The 19175-nt window shown below is 57.4% G+C and carries 14 protein-coding genes; 7 read left to right on the forward strand and 7 right to left on the reverse strand.

Translation table 11 applies throughout. From position 1 onward, the window contains the following. Nucleotides 1-12: 12 nt before the first annotated feature. From KUV22_RS03515 to KUV22_RS03525, 3 genes are all read right to left on the reverse strand, one after another. Nucleotides 13-3168, reverse strand: coding sequence for an efflux RND transporter permease subunit (locus tag KUV22_RS03515; protein WP_222228409.1), 3156 nt, complete (start codon nt 3166-3168; stop codon nt 13-15). Further along, entirely contained in the window at nt 3165-4445 is a 1281-nt protein-coding gene (locus KUV22_RS03520; protein WP_222228410.1) for an efflux RND transporter periplasmic adaptor subunit, read from the reverse strand. Before KUV22_RS03520 ends, KUV22_RS03515 begins: the two co-directional genes overlap by 4 nt. A 65-nt stretch (nt 4446-4510) precedes the next feature. Beyond that, nucleotides 4511-5974, reverse strand: a complete 1464-nt coding sequence (locus tag KUV22_RS03525) for an efflux transporter outer membrane subunit (protein WP_222228412.1) — start codon at nt 5972-5974, stop codon at nt 4511-4513. Between the two features lie 428 nt (nt 5975-6402). On the opposite strand from KUV22_RS03525, the gene KUV22_RS03530 reads away from it, so the two are divergent. The 4 genes from KUV22_RS03530 to KUV22_RS03545 all read left to right on the forward strand — a co-directional run bounded on the left by KUV22_RS03530 (nt 6403) and on the right by KUV22_RS03545 (nt 11132). Then, complete coding sequence (locus KUV22_RS03530) at nt 6403-7587, forward strand: acyl-CoA dehydrogenase (protein WP_222228414.1); 1185 nt, start codon at nt 6403-6405, stop codon at nt 7585-7587. Nucleotides 7588-7775: 188 nt separating this feature from the next. Continuing rightward, the gene (locus KUV22_RS03535) at nt 7776-8393 is read left to right on the forward strand and encodes a trimeric intracellular cation channel family protein (protein WP_222228416.1); all 618 of its coding nucleotides are present in this window, start codon (nt 7776-7778) and stop codon (nt 8391-8393) included. Between the two features lie 39 nt (nt 8394-8432). Further along, the gene (locus tag KUV22_RS03540; RefSeq protein ID WP_261319086.1) at nt 8433-10151 is read left to right on the forward strand and encodes an alpha/beta hydrolase; all 1719 of its coding nucleotides are present in this window, start codon (nt 8433-8435) and stop codon (nt 10149-10151) included. A gap of 120 nt (nt 10152-10271) precedes the next feature. Further along, entirely contained in the window at nt 10272-11132 is an 861-nt protein-coding gene (locus KUV22_RS03545) for a sulfurtransferase (protein WP_222228417.1), read from the forward strand. A gap of 8 nt (nt 11133-11140) precedes the next feature. On the opposite strand, the gene msrA is transcribed toward KUV22_RS03545, so the two are convergent. Next, nucleotides 11141-11770, reverse strand: a complete 630-nt coding sequence (msrA, locus tag KUV22_RS03550) for a peptide-methionine (S)-S-oxide reductase MsrA (RefSeq protein ID WP_222228419.1) — start codon at nt 11768-11770, stop codon at nt 11141-11143. A gap of 40 nt (nt 11771-11810) precedes the next feature. Beyond that, on the reverse strand, nt 11811-12428 hold the full coding sequence (locus KUV22_RS03555; RefSeq protein ID WP_222228421.1) for a class I SAM-dependent methyltransferase: 618 nt from the start codon (nt 12426-12428) through the stop codon (nt 11811-11813). Nucleotides 12429-12649: 221 nt separating this feature from the next. Between KUV22_RS03555 and KUV22_RS03560 the strand changes: the two genes are divergently transcribed. Together KUV22_RS03560 and KUV22_RS03565 are read left to right on the forward strand one after the other, a co-directional pair. After that, nucleotides 12650-13915 (forward strand): porin, encoded by a 1266-nt coding sequence (locus KUV22_RS03560; protein WP_222228423.1) that lies wholly within the window; start codon nt 12650-12652, stop codon nt 13913-13915. Between the two features lie 45 nt (nt 13916-13960). Next, nucleotides 13961-14509, forward strand: coding sequence for a molecular chaperone DnaJ (locus KUV22_RS03565; RefSeq protein WP_222228425.1), 549 nt, complete (start codon nt 13961-13963; stop codon nt 14507-14509). An 18-nt stretch (nt 14510-14527) separates the two neighbouring features. On the opposite strand, the gene KUV22_RS03570 is transcribed toward KUV22_RS03565, so the two are convergent. Next, entirely contained in the window at nt 14528-15322 is a 795-nt protein-coding gene (locus KUV22_RS03570; RefSeq protein WP_222228427.1) for a methyltransferase domain-containing protein, read from the reverse strand. Nucleotides 15323-15328: 6 nt separating this feature from the next. Beyond that, complete coding sequence (locus KUV22_RS03575; RefSeq protein ID WP_222228795.1) at nt 15329-16033, reverse strand: DUF599 domain-containing protein; 705 nt, start codon at nt 16031-16033, stop codon at nt 15329-15331. Between the two features lie 215 nt (nt 16034-16248). Here KUV22_RS03575 and KUV22_RS03580 point away from each other — a divergent pair, with 215 nt between their 5' ends. Continuing rightward, the gene (locus tag KUV22_RS03580) at nt 16249-19161 is read left to right on the forward strand and encodes an insulinase family protein (protein WP_222228428.1); all 2913 of its coding nucleotides are present in this window, start codon (nt 16249-16251) and stop codon (nt 19159-19161) included. Nucleotides 19162-19175 lie beyond the last annotated feature (14 nt).

The following is a 19175-nucleotide window of genomic DNA, read 5'->3' on the forward strand; positions in this document are numbered from 1 at the left end:
TGACACAGGACATTAACTGGACGTTCTGCGCAACGCGTGGTTCTTCAGCATGCCAAACAGGGCCGGAATGTCCCGCGAAAACATCAGGTACAGACAGGGAACCAGCAGCAGGGAAATTGCTGTAGCTGCCAGAATTCCGTAGCCGAGGGAAATGGCCATGGGAATCATGAATTTGGCCTGCACCGACTTTTCAAAAATCATCGGCATCAAGCCACAGAAAGTGGTGACCGTGGTCAACACAATCGGGCGGAAACGACGGGCGGCGGCGGCCTTGATGGCATCGGTAACGGCCACACCCTGCATCCGCAAGCGGTTGCAATACTCGATCATCACCAGAGTGTCATTGATCACAACCCCCGCCAGCGCCACCATACCGAGCAAACTCACCATGCTCAGTCCATACCCCATAATCATGTGGCCCAGAATCGCGCCAATAACACCAAATGGGATGGCCACCATCACCGTAAGTGGCTGGATGTAACTTTTTAGCGGAATCGCCAATAGAAAATACAGAACAGCCAGCGTCAGGGTAAACGTCATCCCCAGCGAGGAGAGCCCTTCGCGCTCATCCGCCTGTCGCCCTTCATAGGACAGACTCAGCCCGGGGTAACGGGCCAGCAACTGCGGTACTACCGTCTGATCAAGCTCATTAATCACCAGAGCCGCCTGGTCTGCCGGTTCCACTTCCGCAGTCACCGTCATTACCCGCCGGCCCTCGCGGCGATTGATAGTGGCGTAAGCGCGCCCCTGATCAATCACTACCAGGTCCGGCAGTGGCAACCACAAGCCATTGCCGGCGCGTATCAAAATGTTATTTACATCGTCCAGGGTAACCCGCTCTTCTTCCGGCAGGCGCACCATCACCTTTACCTGATCGCGCCCGCGCTGCTGGCGCAACGCCTCGGCGCCGTATAGGGAGGCGCGCAACTGACGGCCAATTTCTTCAGCGGTCAGGCCAAGACTTTTTGCGGTATCGGTAAGGGTCAAATCGAGCTGGCGCTTGCCCTGGGAAACCCCGGGGTCAATATCACCCACGGAGGGGAAGCCCGTCAGGCCGGCCGCTAACTGCGTCGCCGCCTCTTCCAGCAGATCGGTATCGGTGTGGCGCAATTCAATGGTCAGTGCAGGCCCCGCACCTGGGCCACCGCGGTCACTGGCAAAACTTGAACTGAGCGCGCCGGGCACCGTGCCCACTTGCCGCCGCCAACGGCGCACGAAATCCCCGGTGGACACTTCGCGCTGGTCACCGGGCGTCAGGTAGACATCAACCTGCACCGTATCGTTACGGATCAGGCCACGCATACCGATAAATACACCTTCCCTACCGGTCTCCTCAAGGATCACATCGGCAGCGCTCATAATCTGCGTTCGCGCGCGTTCCAGCTGGGCTTCCGCAGTACCGGGAGGAAAGGTCACCTGTACCCGGCCGGTATCACGCTCAACTCGTGGCATCAGGGTAAACCCCATGCGACCACTGGCGGCGTAGCCACTCATCACAATCAATATGGAAATCGCGACCGATATGGTGAAGTAACGATGGCGCACACAGCTGTCCAGCAAAGGCTTGAAACGGTGTTCAACGAAACGATCCAAACCACGCGCCACCATCTTCTGACGCGCCGCCAAGCGTCGCGCCGAGCGGCTTCTGTGGCCGCGTTTGGAGTGGGCCAAATGCGCAGGAAGAATGAACAGCGCTTCTACCCAGGAAATAACGAATACCGACCCTACTACAAACGGGATAACGCCAAAGATCTTGCCCATAAAACCGGGCAGCTGGGTCAACGGAATAAAGGCGACGATATTGGTAAGAATCGCAAACGTCAGCGGTACCGCCACCTGGCGCGCACCGGCTACCGCTGCATCAAAATTGCTGTAACCGCGCTGGCGCCACTCGTAAATATTTTCGCCAGCGATAATCGCATCATCGACCACGATCCCCAACGCGATAATGAACGCAAACATACTGACCATGTTGATCGATATGTCCATCCAGGGCAGAAACAACAAGGCCCCGAGAAAGCTGATTGGGATACCCAGAGTCACCCAAAACGCGAGACGCAGCTCCAGGAAAATACCCAGAACCACAAACACCAGCAGCAAGCCGATAAAGCCGTTTTTCAGCAGCAGGGACAGACGCTCTTTGAAGATTTCCGAGTCGTCATCGCGCACGGTGACAAACACGCCGGGTGGCAGGCTCTGGCGCACCTCGTCCAGTACCGCATGGGTCGCCTTGCTCACACTCATCGGCGTTTGATCGCCAACGCGAAATACGTCAATACCGGCCGCCGGCTCACCGTTGAATACCATATTGCGCGGCTCATCCACGAGCGCATCGCGGATGGTCGCAATATCCCGCAAACGCACGGTGCCGCCAGCAGGGCTCTGGGCCACAGCAATATCACCAAACTGACGGGCCCAGTCTTTGCGCTCGGTGACCCGCACCAGAATTTCCCCGGCCTCCGACTTTACCCCGCCCGCCGGCACATCAACCGCGGCGTTGCGCACCAACTGAGAGATAAGCGGCAGCGACAGGTTGTAGCGCCGCAGGTCATCGCGATGCACTTCGATAGCGACCTCGTAATCCCGTACTCCGTAGGCTTCCAGTTGAGTAATATCCGGGTGGGCTTCCAGTTTGTCATACACCTGCATGACGAATGCCCGCAAGGTGCGGTCATCCACCTTGCCGTGCACCACAATATCGAGCACATCCCGCTTGCGCTCAACAAGACTCACTTGCGGGCGCTCAATATCCGTTGGGAAGGTCGATATGCGGTCGATCGCCGCCTGTACATCCTGGAAAACTTTATTGGCATCGGCGCCTTCGTCCAATTCCAGGGTCAAGCTTGCGCTGCCTTCGCCTGCGGTACCACGCAACTCCTTGAGCCCGACGAGTCCGGTCACCGCCTGCTCCGCCGGCACCAGCACGCCCCGCTCCACCTCTTCCGGGCTGGCCCCCGGATAAGAAATATTCACCGTCACCAAGTCCAGGCTGAACTCGGGAAACACTTCTTTTTTAATGGTGAGAGAAAAAATCAATCCGCCGATCAGAAAGACCAGCATCAACAGGTTTGCAGTGACGTGATTGTGGGTCATCCATGCGATGGCCCCATGGCCGGTGTCAATCGGAGGGCGCTTGCCACGAAAAAGAGGATCGTTAGGGTTACTCATCCGCGCTCACCGTCGGTGCCTTTCTCAACACTCTCTGGTGTCCGCTCCGGAAGCTCCGGCGGTGCCGATGCGTCACGGGCACCGGCGGCTTTACCGCGACGTCGTAGCTCCGGGTTGACTCGCTGCGCCGCAGGCGCGGCACTTTTCTTGGTGCGAACCGGCATATTTTCGGTAACGGCGGTAAGACGTGTCGTCACCAGCTCTTCCCCACCCTGCAATCCGCTCTGCAACACCGCAAACTCACCGTCGAAATGGGATACGACAACCGGCTGAATATGCAGTTTTCCGTCCTTCACAATCCAAACCCGGTTGCCGTCCTGTAGCGCCGTTAAAGGAATACGTACTTGCTGCCCCGCACTGCGGCCAGTAATTTCCACCCGCGCAAGATCATTCAATAGCAGGCGCGGTTCAGCCGGATTTTCCATGCTAAGAGGATCGGCCAGTTCAATCAGCACACGCCCCAAGCGGCCCTGCTCTTCCAACACAGGAATAACACGCACGAATTCGCCCGCGCGCGACGCACCTAGAGGCCACTGACTGCCATGGATCCGGACCTTGGCACTGGGGGTGTTTAGCTGCGGTAATTGCCGAGCGGGCACTTCGACCTCGATTTGGAAGCGGTCTGCCCCGGCGACGGTATACATTATGGTGCCCGGTGCGACCCGATCACCGACGTCCACGCTGCGGGCCACCAGCAACGCGTTAAAGGGAGCACTAATTTGGGTTAACCTCAGATCGCGCTCTGCCAGTTTCACCTGTGCCTCCGCCGCATCCACCCGCGCACGAGCGGCAGCCAATTGCGGTTCACGAAGCACCAGCGAGAGGTCCGCATCAGGCAGTGAGCTTCCCAGCAACTCGTACTCTTCCTCAGCGACCAGGCGCTGCCCCTGCTCCTGCTGGAGTTCCGCGCGGCGTTCCGCCAGGGCGCTGCGCGCTGACTGCAAAGCAAGCTGATACGGCTCCCGCTCAATTTGCAAAAGTCGCTGACCTTTCTCAACGGTCGAACCGGGACCGAGATCGTAATTCAACCACTCTACCCGACCGTCTACCTGCGGTTGCAGCTCGACCTCTTCACGTGCGGTAACCTTGCCGAGAGCCTGAATTGTGAGGGGAAATTCGCCGCGCTCCGCCTGCGTCACCTCCACCAGTAGCGGCGGTGCCTTGCGCTCCCCCCGCTGCATGGTTGGCTTTTCTCGCAGTAGCCAACTGGAGACAGCAGACGCCAACACGATCAGCAAGATCGGGATGGCTATATTCCAGTTGATTTTGTTTAGCATTACCGCTCCGGCTACTCGGCCACTCAGGGCCGATTGCTTATCCAATGAGTGTCAGGACACTTCGCTCAATCTACCTGAGTGCTATAGACATCCAGCTCCACAGGTAATGGCTCGGGGAGATCTTCAACGGGTAGCCCCCCCGACAATGCGCGATACAACGTGACCCTGTTTTCCAGGAGCTCCCGCCGTGCCGTCAAGATTTCGCGCTGCAATAACTGTTGGTTGTTGGTTGACGACAGTACGTTGAGAAAATCAACAGAGCCCTGGCCATAGGCGCGGCGCTGCCGCAGCGTAATCTGATCAGCCAGCTGGGTGCGGGTTTCCAGATAAGACAAGCGGGTACGAATCGCCTGCTCATTTATCAGCGCCTGCTCAACCTCGGACAACGCTTGCATTACGGTATTTCGAAACAGGGCCCAACGCTCCTGCTCCGCAGCGGCCTGCTCACGTTTGCGCGCGGCCAGATTACCGCCATCAAAAATTACGCCTTCCAGCGCGAGGCTCAAGTTCAGTAACCAATCGTTGGCAATATCCGAAATGGATGTACCGCCGCCGGAGAAAAACATGTCGAAAGACAGCGTCGGCAACCGCTCGGCCCAAGCTTGCGCGGACAAATAGTGTCCCTGCAATACCTCCCGCTGGGCGCGTTGAACATCTGGTCGGCGCAGCAACAGTGCTGTGGGGAAGCCGGTATCCGGCAACGCCGGTAAGACAGGTAACCCGGCATCCACAAATGCGGCTGGCGGCAACGCATCCGCACTCATACCCAGCAAGGCAGCCAGCTGCGTCAGCAGCAGGTCAGCATTCGCCCGACTCTGGGCAAGATCCTGCAGCGATTGCTGAACCAGCTGCCGCTGCTGCAATACATCCGCTGCTGCAATAATCCCGCTACCAAAACGTAACTCCAGCGCGCGCAGGGTTTTTTCGTTTACTTCGAGCTGCGCGCTGAGGAGATGTTCCTGGCCACGCTGCTCCTGCAACTGCAACCAGACACCAGCAACTTCGGCCGCGAGCGTGAGCGCTGCAGTCTGCACATTCATTTCCTGCGCCAGGCGGCCCGCTTCCGCAGCGCGCGCGCCACTGCGCACACGCCCCCACAAGTCCACCTCGTAACTCGCCGCGAGATTGCCGGTCCAGGTATTTCCCTGGTTCTCACCACCGGCAAAATCGAAGCCATCACTGGAAGAGCGCTTCTGCTCCGTGTTTTCCAGCCGCCCGGTCAACCGGGGCCAGAAACCACTGCGCGCCTGCGCCGCCACCGCATCCGCCTGCGCAAGGCGCCAGTAGGTAGCCTGTAAATCCGGGTTTTCCGCCAGCGCATAGTGAACCAAGACATCGAGCCTCGAATCGCCGAAGCTCTGCCACCAACGCTGCGCCATGTGCGCATTGCCGCTGGCCACAAACTGGTTCGGCAGGCCCAGCGATTCCTGTGGCAGCTGCGGTGGTAACGGGGGCGCACTGCTGCATCCAGCAAGACCCAGGGCTGCCGCAAACCCACTTATTCCAATTAATTTCGGCAGCTTGCCCATGAAGTCCGTTTGCCCTAGCAGTTTGCTTTAGAGAAACTCGTTTTAATTATCAAAGCTAATAACGGGTGTACCAAGACGATTTACCTTTGTTTACCCAAACCATGCTTTTTAGGTGGATGACCATTGGGCCATGCACCAGAAACAGCGGCTGACTTCTCGGGTCGAGCCGATTTTCCTGCAAACGGCCCAAATGGCAGGACACTCTTCCGAAATGCCCCACCAAAAAAAGTGATCACAAACGTGAAATTGGCTCTGGGCTCCGCTATGATGGCGCAGCAATTGATCATGCACTGTGCATCCCGTGACTGACTATACGGCCGCAGCCTTTCACGACGGGTATCGCCCATTGAATCTACGGTAATTTGCCTACCATAGACGCGTGCGTGATCGAGAATCCCTTGTTTACTGACCATGTACGGGTTCAACACATGAGCAAAAATCAGCCACTGGCACACTGGGACGACATCCTGCTTCTAGACCGTCAACTGAGCGACGAAGAGCGCATGATCCGCGACACCGCACGCGAATACTGTCAGTCGAGACTGATGCCACGTGTGCTCGAAGCCAACCGCAACGAAATTTTCCATCGCGAAATTATGGAAGAAATGGGCGAGCTTGGCCTGCTGGGATCCACCATCGAAGGCTACGATTGCGCCGGTTTGAACTATGTCTCCTACGGTCTCGTTGCACGAGAAGTAGAACGAGTCGATTCCGGCTACCGTTCTGCGATGAGTGTGCAGTCCAGCCTAGTGATGCACCCTATTTATGCCTACGGCAGTGAAGCGCAAAAGCAGAAGTACCTGCCGAAGCTCGCCTCCGGTGAGTGGGTGGGCTGCTTCGGTCTCACCGAGCCCGACGCCGGCTCCGATCCCGGCGGTATGAAAACCCGCGCCAAGAGTGTGGATGGCGGCTACCGCCTCACCGGCTCCAAGATGTGGATCACCAACAGTCCGATCGCCGACGTGTTTGTGGTTTGGGCCAAAGACGATGATGGCGATATTCGCGGCTTCGTACTGGAAAAAGGTATGGAAGGCCTGAGCGCGCCGAAAATCGAGGGCAAGTTCTCCCTGCGCGCTTCCATCACCGGTGAAATCGTGATGGACAACGTGTTTGTTCCGGAAGAAAACCGCTTCCCCGACATCAAAGGCCTGAGCGGACCTTTCGGCTGTCTGAACCGTGCGCGCTACGGTATTTCCTGGGGCGCCATGGGTGCGGCGGAATACTGCTGGCATGCAGCACGCCAGTACGGCCTGGATCGCAAGCAGTTCAACAAACCGCTGGCACAAACCCAGCTGTTCCAGAAAAAGCTCGCAGACATGCAGACCGAAATTGCTCTGGGCCTGCAGGGCTCCCTGCGTGTTGGACGCCTGATGGACGAGCAGAAAGACTTCGATCCAACAATGATCTCTCTGGTGAAACGCAATAACTGCGGTAAAGCCCTGGACATTGCCCGTATCGCCCGCGACATGCACGGCGGTAACGGTATTGCCGACGAATTCCACGTGATTCGCCACGCGATGAACCTGGAAGCGGTCAATACCTACGAAGGTACCCACGACGTGCACGCACTGATTCTCGGCCGTGCGCAGACCGGCCTGCAGGCATTTTTCTAAGAGCCTGTACTCCGCGCGCCCCTAGGGCCCATAATCTGGGCAACTGAGGGCGCGCGCTACTACCGCCCGGTAGCCAAATTCTGCCGGCACATCCTTACGACGCCAGTGTTTTGGCGCCCTCTTCCCGTTCGACAGGTGCTTTTTAGCCCGCATTACCCCTTACTCTGCACCCACGTGGCCAGGACCGGATGGAACAACTTCTTTACTGGTGTGACCTAATCGGTATCGTCATTTTCGCCTTTACCGGAGTATTGGCCGCGGGTCACAAACAGATGGATCTATTTGGTGCCGTAGTCCTCGCCTGTGTCACCGCCACCGGTGGCGGAACCATTCGCGATATCATTCTGAATGTACCGGTTTTCTGGCTCCACAATAGCCATTATCTGGGTATTGCCGCGGCCACCGGTGTAGCCAGTTTTTACGTGATTCGCTATTTCAGTGTGCCCATGCGGCTGCTGATGATCGCCGACGCAGCGGGCCTGGCGGTTTTCGTCGTGATTGGCACACAAAAAGCGCTAAACCTCGGTTTTTCGCCGGGGATCGCCATTGTGATGGGCGTGATGACCGGCACGTTTGGCGGGCTTATTCGCGATATCCTGTGTGGCGATATTCCCCTATTACTGAGGCGGGAAATTTATGCCACTGCAGCCTTGAGTGGCGCTGCCGCACTGGTGATACTGGACGACCTTGGCATGCTGCCCGGGGAAATCGTGGTAGCCATCGCAATACTGGTCACTCTGTCGATCCGCTTGGCAGCCTTGCGCTGGAACCTGTCCGCGCCAATCGCCCGCTTCGGGCCGGAGTGAGACACCAGCAGTCGTATTATTTGGATTCAGAACTGTCTTATGCCGTTACCCTCTTCCACTTTGTTGCGCCTGTTGCGACGGTCCTCCGCTCGCCGTATCTGCCTCACCGCATTACTGACACTGCCTATCCTACTGAGCGGCTGTACGCGCGAAGATCCAGCGGAGCCCGTATCCCCCAGCCGACTGATCCCAAAGTCCTGCTGGTTTGATACTGAGGCAAGCTGGCCAACTACCCAGTGCTTCATGATGGAAGTGCCTGAAGATCACGCAAAACCCGAGGGCCGTAAGATTCAGTTCCCGGTGGTGCGCTTTTATGCAGAGATCAGTGACCCGGATAAAGAACCGTTATTACACCTGGGTGCCGGCGGTCCAGGAGCTAGCCTGGGACTGGAACCCCAGAATGCCAGTGACTGGCTGTGGGTGAATTACTCGTCCATGACGGTAGAAGATGGTCGCGACCTGATTGTTATGGATCCGCGCGGCACCGGCATGGCGAGCCCCAAACTCTCCTGCGATGAGTTTATTGAAGACGCAGACCTCGCATTTACACGCCGCTTAAGCAGTGATGAAGAAGCGCGGGTATTTACCTATAGCATGGAGCGCTGCTACAGCCGGCTCAGTGCAATAGCCGACCTTTCCCAATACAATAGCGCGGTGGTTGCACAGGATGTGGAAGCCCTGCGTAAAGCGCTCGGCATTCCCAAACTGAACCTGTACGGCGTGTCCTATTCAACCCGCTACGCGTTAACCGTGGCCCGCGACTTCCCTGAATCCGTACGTGCGATGGTGCTGAACAGTGCCGTCTTCCCGGAGATTATCTACACGCAAAAACTGCCCAAAGATGTCACGGCCGCGTATCAGCGCGGAGTTGATTACTGTCGCAAAGACAAGGATTGCAACAAGCGCTACCCCGACCTCGAACAACGTCTGGAAGCACGAGTGCAGGCATTGGATGAGTCTCCGCTCGTGGTGGAGACAGGTAATATCCGCGCGGGCCAGCAGTACCCATTCGTGCTAAGTGGCCAGCGGCTATTACGGGTACTCTTCCAGGCCCTGTACAACGAGGGTTTCTACAAAGAACTTCCGGCGATAATCGAAGAACTGGAATCGGATCAGGCAGAATTACTCAAGCCTTCCATTGCCAGTTTTATGGGATTGGTACTCGACCCCAACTTTGGTGATGCCGCGGGCATTAGCCATTTTTGCTTTGAGGAAGCGCCCTTCGTCGACTTCGACGAGGCAAGCCAACTCGCGGCAAAGAGCGGCATCCTCGGCAGTTCTGTGCGTGCGGACATCGATATGATGCAGATGCAGTGTCGAATCTGGGCCATGCCCGCCGCACCCATGCTGGAATCACAAGCCATTCAAACTTCGGTACCCACACTGGTCATGCACGGCGCCCTGGACCCGGTGCTATCGGTTGACGATGCGAATATTGCGCGCAAGAAGCTGCCCAATCACCAGTGGGTACTCTTCCCCGAACTGTCCCACGATGTCATTTCGGCGAGCGAATGCGCGGAACAAGCCGCGGCGGACTTCCTGGACCACCCGGAATCGTCAATCGCGGAAAGTGTACTCAGCTGTCGAAAAGAAGAGCTTGAGCGGCAAGCGCAGCTGGAGGCAAAAATTGCCGAATTGGAATCTCAGCGCGCGCAAGAGGAAGGTAAGCAGTCCCCGCTCCCCGACGAAGCGTCACGGGCAGAGGGCCAACGGCACACCCCAACCGTAAGTGGAAGTCGCTATACGGAAAACCCATAAGATTTCACCGCAGTGATTAGCGTACCTGTTTGCGTTCCAGGAGTGTCTCTTTAGGCGCTGGACAAATCCGTTCCAGCAGCTTAATTTGAGGCGTTATAAAGACAATAAAAAGCAGTTGATATGAATTATCAGGGTGTGATTGAAGTCGCCGAGCTGGCTGAACTGCAGAAGCAGCAGAGCCTTGGAGATGGCCAGCTGGTCGTCCTGGATTGCCGCTATGACCTGGCTGATACGGAAGCCGGGCAGCAGGCGTTTGAACAAGCACATATCCCCGGCGCTCAGTATGCATGTCTGCACCGGGACCTCTCCGCACCTACCGAGCGCTACGGCGGTCGTCATCCCCTCCCTACCGCACAGCAATTTTCTGAATTTGCCCGCAGCCGGGGTATCAGCGAACACACACAGGTTGTGCTGTACGATGCACAGCGCTTTGCCTTCGCCGCGCGCGCCTGGTGGCTGCTGCGCCATTTTGGCCACACCAATGTTGCAATTTTGAACGGTGGTTTCGGTGCCTGGCAGGCTTCGGGTATGGCAATTGAGGCTGGCGCACCGCCAGCGTCCGCACCCGGCGACTTTACCGCGAAAACTCAGACTGGCGAGCTGCTGAGCTATAGCGATATCTACCCCAACCTGGAAACGCCGCCATGGAAGCTGGTTGACGCCCGTGAGAACAAGCGGTTTCTCGGTAACGAAGAGCCGATTGATCCAATTGCCGGGCATATTCCCGGTGCAATCAATAAGCCGTGGCAGGAAGTAACGGACGAGGAAGGCAAGATTTTGCCACTGAGTGCGCTGCAAGCGCACTGGCAAAGCATCCCGGCGGATGATGCCATCGTGTGTTATTGCGGATCAGGCGTTACCGCCTGTGTAAACCTGTTTTCGCTGCATTTGATTGGCCGCGAGGCCCGCTTGTATGCGGGCAGCTGGAGTGATTGGTGCGCGCACATTCTTCATCCGCGCAACGCACCAGTCAAAGCCTAAAGCTGGAATCAGCGCAGTAGGCAGGCACCCGTTCCCGCCAAGCCACAATAGCCACCGGGATTTTTCGCCAGATACTGCTGGTGATCTTCTTCCGCATAGAAGAACGTTGGGGCAAGCTCGATGGCGGTGGTGATCGCACCAAACCCCTTTTCTCCCAGTGCCTGCTGGAAAGCCGCTTCCGAAGCACGTGCCTGCTCGGCCTGATCGTCGCTGTAGGTGTAGATCACGGAGCGATATTGGGTTCCGAGGTCGTTACCCTGGCGCATACCCTGGGTTGGATCATGCTCTTCCCAGAAGCGACGCAGCAGTTCCCCATAACTGACTTTCGCAGGGTCAAATACCACCAGCACCACTTCCGCGTGGCCTGTGCCACCGGTGCACACCTCGCGGTAATTCGGGTTTGGTGTAACGCCGCCGGCATAGCCTACCGCCGTCACCCAAACGCCCTCTATCTCCCAGAACAGACGCTCGGCACCCCAGAAGCAGCCCATTCCAAACACCGCCTGCTCCATTCCTTCAGGGAATGGCGGCACCATCGCGTTGCCGGAAACAAAGTGCTTACCAGAGATCGGCATAGGCTCCGCGCGACCTGGCAGAGCCTCGTCTGGGGTAGGAATACGGGATTTATCGAACTGCATGGTGTGTACCTCAAATATCCGTTCTCGCCGACGGCTTGAACTATTCGCCTGCGAGCATAATACAGCCGGAGGCCTTCATTGGTTGCGAAGTCTGCCACTCGAAGTATTGCGCGTCGAGTTTTTCTACCGCCCGTTCGCCCAGGCGGCGAAATGGGGAGCGCCCCGGGTCTACCAGCATCACCCGCCCTACCCCCGCACGCAATGCCCGGCGGGTCAGATTAAACAGCAGGGGCTCCAACTGGTCCCAGAAGCAGATATCCGTGCCGATGACCGCGTCAAACTCGCCCAGCGCGGTCTCAGTGACTTTCTCATACCGGCACTGCCAGGTAGTAATCTCGACACCATTGAGTGCCGCATGGTAATTCGCAAATGGAAATACGCTGGGATCGGCGTCCAGGGATGTCACTTTCGCATCAAACGCTTTCGCGCAGAAAATACCACCCAGCCCCCAGCCACATCCCAGATCCAGCACCCGCGCCCCTTTTTTTAGCGGGTGCTTCTTCAGGTAATCCATCGTGAGGCATGAACTCTTCCAGAACTTGTTCCCATGCAAACTGGCGTCGCCCGCCTCCCTGCGCAGTTTGCGCATGTCCGGGTGTGCATTTTTCCGCACCAGCAAACCAAACATGGAACGGCTTAGAGAATCACTTTCAGCCAATGGACTACTCCAGACGGGATTAAGTTAACGATATGGCCGGGCGGAGAAATTCGCGGAAAGAATGTTGCCCCTGCCAAATATGTGCAGTGTACCCATTCCTCGGTACCAGTTCAGCCAGCTGGTCTATTTTTGCTGATGAGCCGCCATAAGGGCGTGCCCTTAAATAGCCTTTGGCGCTTGGCCGGGCACACGCATCACATTCTGTATCAAGAGGCACAGAAATGCATAAACACACTCGCAGACAATTGCTGGCAGCTGCTGCCCTGCTTTTGGTCGGCGAGAGTTACGCCGTACCGATCTATGAAGGCCCTGACGTCACCCTATCGATGACCGGGTACTTTACCGCGCACATGGTGAACTCCTATGGAGAAACCATTATGCAGGATGGTGCGTCGCGAATTGCGTTTAAGCTCGACACCCCTGCCTACGGCGGCTGGGATACGGGATTTCACCTCGAGTGGGGGGTCGCCGCCATTTCATCTGCGCAAGATTTGATTGTACAGGGGGACCAGCAGGTATCCCCGGACAACCGCGACTTGTCCCTGTATCTGCGCCAGGGAAATGCCCACGCGGAGCATGAGAAATGGGGACGATTCTCTGCGGGCAAACAATGGGGCGCCTACTACGAAGTCACCTATATAACTGACTGGTACAACGTATCCGGTGGCCTGGCGAGCGGCACCTATTCATACGGGACCGATGGTGGTAGCACCGGCAGCGGCCGCGCCGACAGCGCGCTCGCCTGGCGCAAGGCCTGGGAGTTCGACAACAGCGAATTCAAGATCGCTATCCAGCGCGCCGCCCATGTAGCTGACCTCAATATCAACATACGCGATGCGTTTGGCCCGAACACCCTATTCGTGTGTCCGCCGCGGGATTGTGAGTTTGGACAAAGCCACGGTATTGCCATGGTTTACCGCGCTAAAGTAGGCAAAGGCATCATGCTGGGAGCCGCCTATAACCGGGTGAAACTCGACATCAGTTCAAATAATGGCGAGGTTTTCGAATTCGTAAATGGTGAAACCATCCTGATCGCGAAGAACGTGCCGATCAATGCGAGCACCAACACCTGGGCGAGTGCCGTTGGGGCCTATTACGGAGGCGATCCGTTTACCAAAGGATGGTACGTCGCCGGCGTCGTGCAACGCTCTCAGAACAACGAGCTGGCTCCGGTTGGTGCGGTAACGGGTATAACGAACTTCTTTGATGCCAAGGGCTCCGAGTCGTTCATCAGCTACACCTGGGGTGCCAACGATTGCTACTCGCTCTATGGCGGACACAACTATTTGGTATCCGACGACCCGTCTTTTGACGCCGCTCTTGTAGAAGATAACCGATTCAAGCTGGCTCAGTACTATTACGGTTTCCAGTATCAGTGGAACAAACGGGTACGTCTGTATATGGAGAATGCGGCCGATGCGAGCAACCGGGTTGCGCGCCCGGTAGCGAGTGACTTTATAGCCGTCGGCTTTCGAATCGACATCTGATACGCTTGCGCTCTGAGTAACTATTCGATGCCGGAGCAGTAGACCTTGGGCCGTATCATCCTGTTAATTGCCGTGGCGATTTTCGCCTGGCTAGCCGTCCAGAAATTCAAATACAGTCCACCGGAGCAACGGCGCAAGCTGGTAATCCAATGGGTACTGATTGCACTGGCGTTGGGGGCGGTGCTGCTCGCGGTTACCGGCCGCCTGCACTGGGTAGGTGCTGCGGTGGCCATCGTCTTACCTATTCTCAATCGCCTGTGGCGCACGTTTGGCCGCCACCTCCCCTGGATTGCACCGCTAATCGCCAAGCACGCGCAGGCGCGCACACAAAAACAGCAGGAGAAATCCCAACGCGCGCGTTCTGAAGAAACTGGTGAAGGTCAGGCACACGCGAAACCAGAATCAGAACCACAGCTCACGCTCGCCGAAGCCCGCAAGATTCTAAGCGTGCCTGCCAATGCCAGCCGCGAAGAAATCATCGGCGCCCATCGCAAGCTGATCCAAAAATTCCACCCGGATCGCGGCGGCAGCGACTACCTGGCCTCGCGCATCAACGCGGCCAAAGCCCTCTTGCTCAAAAACCTGGACGGATAACAAGCGCAGTCGCCGCGCCTAGGCGCGGCGGCACAGTAAGTGCACGTAACGGGCCATTTGGCGGTAAGGATCAATGCGCGAATAGCGCAACTCTTTTTCCACGATGGGCTCGGGTGGCAACTTGTCGCGCATTTCCGGCGTCATAAAATCGTGAAAACAGCGGATACCACTGTGCGCCACGACGCTGAGCCCCGCCTGGGCAACCCAATCCATCACATCTTCCGTTAGCAAAGGATTTTGCGGTGTAAGGCTGCCGGGATGACCACCCCAATTACCGCTTTCGAGGTGTCGGTTTAACTGACGCAAACTGCCGCGCTGTAGCAGGCGAAATTCCAGCGCGCGGCGATTGTAAAACGTGAGGGACAGGTAGCCACCGGGCTTGAGTTTATCGGCCAGGTGGACCAGTGCCTGTTGCGGCTCTGCCAACCACTCCAACACTGCATGGCACAACAGCAGGTCTGCCGCTGGAATTTCCGTTGTATGAGGCAAATCCTGTAGCGCTAACTGTTTTAGGGTGACGCGTTCCTGCAGCCCCTTGGACTCCACCGCAGTATTCGCCAGATCAAGCATTGCCCGGGAAATATCGGTAATCCACACCCGATTGCCGGCCTCTGCCAGATCCAGGGCAAACTGCCCCTGGCCACCGCCGGCATCGATCACCACCATCTCCGGCCTACCGCCCTGCTCTCCCGCTGCGCTCAGATAGGGTGTGAGATCCCGCTGCAGCACCGCCAGACGAATGTCGCCTTTCAACCCACCATAGATACGCTTCTTGAACCGCTCCGCGAGATCGTCGAAATTTCGATCACCCATGGGCAGTTACTTGTCCCGCACCTGATCCAGCGAGCGCCCCTCAGCGGCGAGGATGACCTGCAAAGTACGGGAGCGAAACTCGCGCATATACAAAACCCACACCACAGACAGGAAGCCGAATACAAAAAGCAGCGGGTGCACAAACCAGCCCATCACCGCCATAGAGAAATACACACAGCGCAGCCCGTAGTTATAGCTATGGCCAGCCTGGTCAATCACCTTTGCCGCGCTGATGGCGTAGCGGCGGCGGTCATCGGTGGAAACTTCGTCCTCTTTTACCGCCGGAGCCGCCCCCAGCAACACGTTGGCGAAGGAGTACTGGCGCAGCGACCAGGTAAAATTGAAGAACGCAAAAATGTAGATGAGGATGAGCACCAGGACCTTGAGCTCAAACTGCTCAACCGTTGTCGTCTGGGCAAACGGCAGGCTGCTTAGCACTTCAACCGCGGCAATGTTGGCAGACAGCGCCGTCACCAGACCCGCGAGAATCAGAATGCTGGTCGACGCGAAAAAACCGATCACCCGCTCGAGGTTGCTGAGGATGGCCGCATCCGCCACGCGCATATCCCGCTCCAGCATGCGCAGCATCCACTCGACCCGGTACCACTGCATCGATGAAGCCAGACACCAGGCGGTCTTGGCCTTGCGGCGAGCGAACACGGTGTAGCCTGCCCAGGTAAGGCAAAAGCCCGCAAGACTCGCAAAATCCATCCAGTTCAACGCACAACCCCCTTTGGACTACATTTATGGCGTCATCGAAATATAGGTAAAAACAGGGTGCGAAGTTTCGCACCCGTGGCGCATGTGTCAACAGCGGCCTGTCAACCCTGTCAATTCATTGCCGCTCAGCGCTAAAATGGCCGCCGATTTTACCCCGGGAATCGCCAAGCCCCCGGGGAACGCTAATTACCCACTGGAGCTTTCTTTTGAGCAACGTACACCCCGCATTCGAACCAGTAACCAGTGCCGAGATCGAATCCCTCGGCGTTCGCGTGGAAGAGTACCGTCATCGCGCTACCGGCGCCCAGCATCTGCACATTGCGGCAGACAATTCAGAAAACGTATTCCTGGTGGCCCTGCGCACCGTGCCCCACGACTCCACCGGGGTGGCGCATATCCTCGAGCACACCGCACTGTGTGGCAGTGAGAAGTACCCGGTGCGCGACCCCTTCTTTATGATGATCCGGCGTTCACTGAATACCTTTATGAACGCCTTCACCAGCTCCGACTGGACCGCCTACCCATTTGCCAGCCAGAACCGCAAAGACTTCGACAATCTGCTCGACGTCTATCTGGACGCGGTATTCTTCGCCCGCCTGGACCCTCTGGATTTTGCCCAGGAAGGCCATCGTCTGGAATTCGCCGAAACCGAAAACCCGCAAAGTGATCTGGTGTTCAAAGGCGTCGTCTTCAATGAAATGAAGGGCGCCATGAGCTCGGTGACCTCACAGCTTTGGCAAAAACTCAGCAAATACCTGTTCCCCACCAGCACCTACCACTTCAACTCCGGTGGCGAGCCCGCGGACATCCCCGATCTCAGCTACCAGCAGCTGGTGGACTTCTACCGTACCCACTATCACCCCAGCAACGCGATCTTTATGACCTTCGGGGATATTGATGCAGCGGAGCATCAGGCGGTATTCGAAGAAAAAGCCCTGCATAAATTCGACCAACTCGACGAAAAAATTGCCGTTGAACGGGAGAAATTATACGTAGCGCCGGTGCGCGTCGAAGAAAGTTACCCCTTGCCCGCCGAAGAAGGCGACAAGGAAAAAACTCACATTGTGCTGGGCTGGCTGCTTGGTGATGTTACCGACCTGGAACAATCACTGACTGCACATTTATTGGCCGGTGTATTACTCGACAACAGCGCTTCACCATTGATGCGTCTGCTGGAGACCACGGACCTTGGACAGTCCCCCTCCCCCTTATGCGGGCTGGACGACAGCCAGCGTGAGTTGGTGTTTGTATGTGGCATTGAGGGCAGCGAGCGCGAACGTGCCGATGAGCTGGAGAAACAGGTTCTGAAGGTGCTGGAAGATGTCGCCGAGAATGGCGTGCCCTACGAGCAAGTCTCCGCGGCACTGCACCAGCTGGAGCTGCAACAGCGCGAGATCGGTGGCGACGGCTACCCCTATGGCCTGCAGTTGATTCTTACCGCGCTCACTGGCGCCACCCACCGCGGCGATGCCATTGGCCTCCTCAACATCGACGCGACCCTGGAGAAGCTGCGCGAGCAAATCAAGGACCCTAAATTTATCGCCAACGCGGCGCGCAAACTCCTGCTCGAAAACAACCACCGCATACGCCTGGTGCTCACCCCCGACAGCAACATGGCAGAACGTACTGAGCAGGCCGAGAAAGTCCGTTTGGAAGAGATCAAGGCAGGCCTCAACGAACGCGAAAAAGAACAAATCATTGAGACCGCCAAGGCACTGGCAGATCGCCAGCAGCGCAAGGATGACGAATCCATCCTTCCCAAGGTCGGTGTCGAGGATATCCCCGCGGAATTGCCGCGCGTAGATGGCACCGTAGAAGATCTCAACGGCAACAAGATCAGCCGTTACGGCGCCGGTACCAATGGGCTGGTATACCAGCAACTGGTGGCGGCATTGCCGGAATTCAACGATGAAGAACGTCTGCTGCTGCCCTACTACTGCCAAAGCCTGAGCGAAGTGGGCCTCGGCGACAAAGACTATCTGGAAGTGCAACAGTGGCAAGCCGCCGTAGCCGGTTCACTGCACAGCTTCACCAGCCAGCGTACCGCACTGGATAACCTCGACAGCCAGTCCGGCCACTTCATTCTTTCCGGTAAGGCACTGGCCGCAAATCAGGCCGCGCTGACCGAACTGATGCAGGCCACCATGGAACAGGTGCGCTTTGACGAACTGCCACGCATCAAAGAGCTGCTGCTGCAGACCCTGGCCCGTCGCGAACAGTCCGTAGTGGGCAACGGCCACGCGCTCGCGATGGCCGCAGCCAGTGCCGGCTTTAACCGCGCCGCGGCCGACGGCCACGAGTTTGGCGGCCTGCAGGGGCTCCGCCAGTTGCGTGCGCTGGTCAAAGACCTGGATACCGACAGCGGTCTGGAAAATATCGCGGCTACCTTCAACAGCATCCACCAGAAAATTCTCGGCGCCGAGCGCCAGTTCCTGGTGATTGGTGAGGAAGACAAACTGCCCGAGTTCACCAGTGCGCTCCGCCCGCTGGCGAGCAGCAGCAACGGCAGCGGCGCCTATACCAATGGCGCATTCACACCACGTCGCGTACAGGAAATGTGGATTGCCAACAGCCAGGTAAACTTCTGTGCCAAGGCCTACCCCACCGTTCCCATGTCGCACCCTGATGCGGCGCCGCTGGCGGTGCTCGGTGGCTTCCTGCGCAACGGTTACCTGCACCGCACCATCCGCGAACAAGGCGGGGCTTATGGCGGCGGCGCCAGCCACGATGTCACCATCGGCGCTTTCCGTTTCTATTCCTATCGCGACCCGCGCATGGCAGAAACGCTCAAGGACTTCGATGCATCCGTGGAATGGTTGCTGAACGAATCCCATGAAGACCTACAGGTAGAGGAAGCCATTCTCGGTGTGGTTGGCGGTATGGACAAACCCGGCTCACCCGCAGGCGAAGCGAAAAAGGCATTCCACTCCAACCTGTACGGCCGCACCCACGAAGTGCGCCAGGCTTTCCGTCGCAAGGTCACCAAAGTAACACTGGACGACCTGCAGCGGGTAGGCAAAACCTATCTGCAGGCAGACAAAGCAAACACCGCAGTGGTTACCGGTAATCATGGTCGCGATGCGGGACTCGCCCTGGACCTGCACGAAGAAAAACTGTGAGTAACCGGCGGGAA

It is taken from the genome of Microbulbifer agarilyticus (assembly GCF_019800665.1).
In the GTDB taxonomy this organism is placed as follows: Bacteria; Pseudomonadota; Gammaproteobacteria; order Pseudomonadales; family Cellvibrionaceae; genus Microbulbifer; species Microbulbifer agarilyticus_C.

Coding starts and splice junctions, on each gene's coding strand:
- KUV22_RS03515 (WP_222228409.1), bottom strand. CDS start 3,168: ATGAGTAACCCTAACGATCCTCTTTTTCGTGGCAAGCGCCCTCCGATT.
- KUV22_RS03525 (WP_222228412.1), bottom strand. CDS start 5,974: ATGGGCAAGCTGCCGAAATTAATTGGAATAAGTGGGTTTGCGGCAGCC.
- KUV22_RS03560 (WP_222228423.1), top strand. CDS start 12,650: ATGCATAAACACACTCGCAGACAATTGCTGGCAGCTGCTGCCCTGCTT.
- KUV22_RS03540 (WP_261319086.1), top strand. CDS start 8,433: ATGCCGTTACCCTCTTCCACTTTGTTGCGCCTGTTGCGACGGTCCTCC.
- KUV22_RS03535 (WP_222228416.1), top strand. CDS start 7,776: ATGGAACAACTTCTTTACTGGTGTGACCTAATCGGTATCGTCATTTTC.
- KUV22_RS03530 (WP_222228414.1), top strand. CDS start 6,403: ATGAGCAAAAATCAGCCACTGGCACACTGGGACGACATCCTGCTTCTA.
- KUV22_RS03545 (WP_222228417.1), top strand. CDS start 10,272: ATGAATTATCAGGGTGTGATTGAAGTCGCCGAGCTGGCTGAACTGCAG.
- KUV22_RS03575 (WP_222228795.1), bottom strand. CDS start 16,033: ATGGATTTTGCGAGTCTTGCGGGCTTTTGCCTTACCTGGGCAGGCTAC.
- KUV22_RS03570 (WP_222228427.1), bottom strand. CDS start 15,322: ATGGGTGATCGAAATTTCGACGATCTCGCGGAGCGGTTCAAGAAGCGT.
- KUV22_RS03520 (WP_222228410.1), bottom strand. CDS start 4,445: ATGCTAAACAAAATCAACTGGAATATAGCCATCCCGATCTTGCTGATC.
- msrA (WP_222228419.1), bottom strand. CDS start 11,770: ATGCAGTTCGATAAATCCCGTATTCCTACCCCAGACGAGGCTCTGCCA.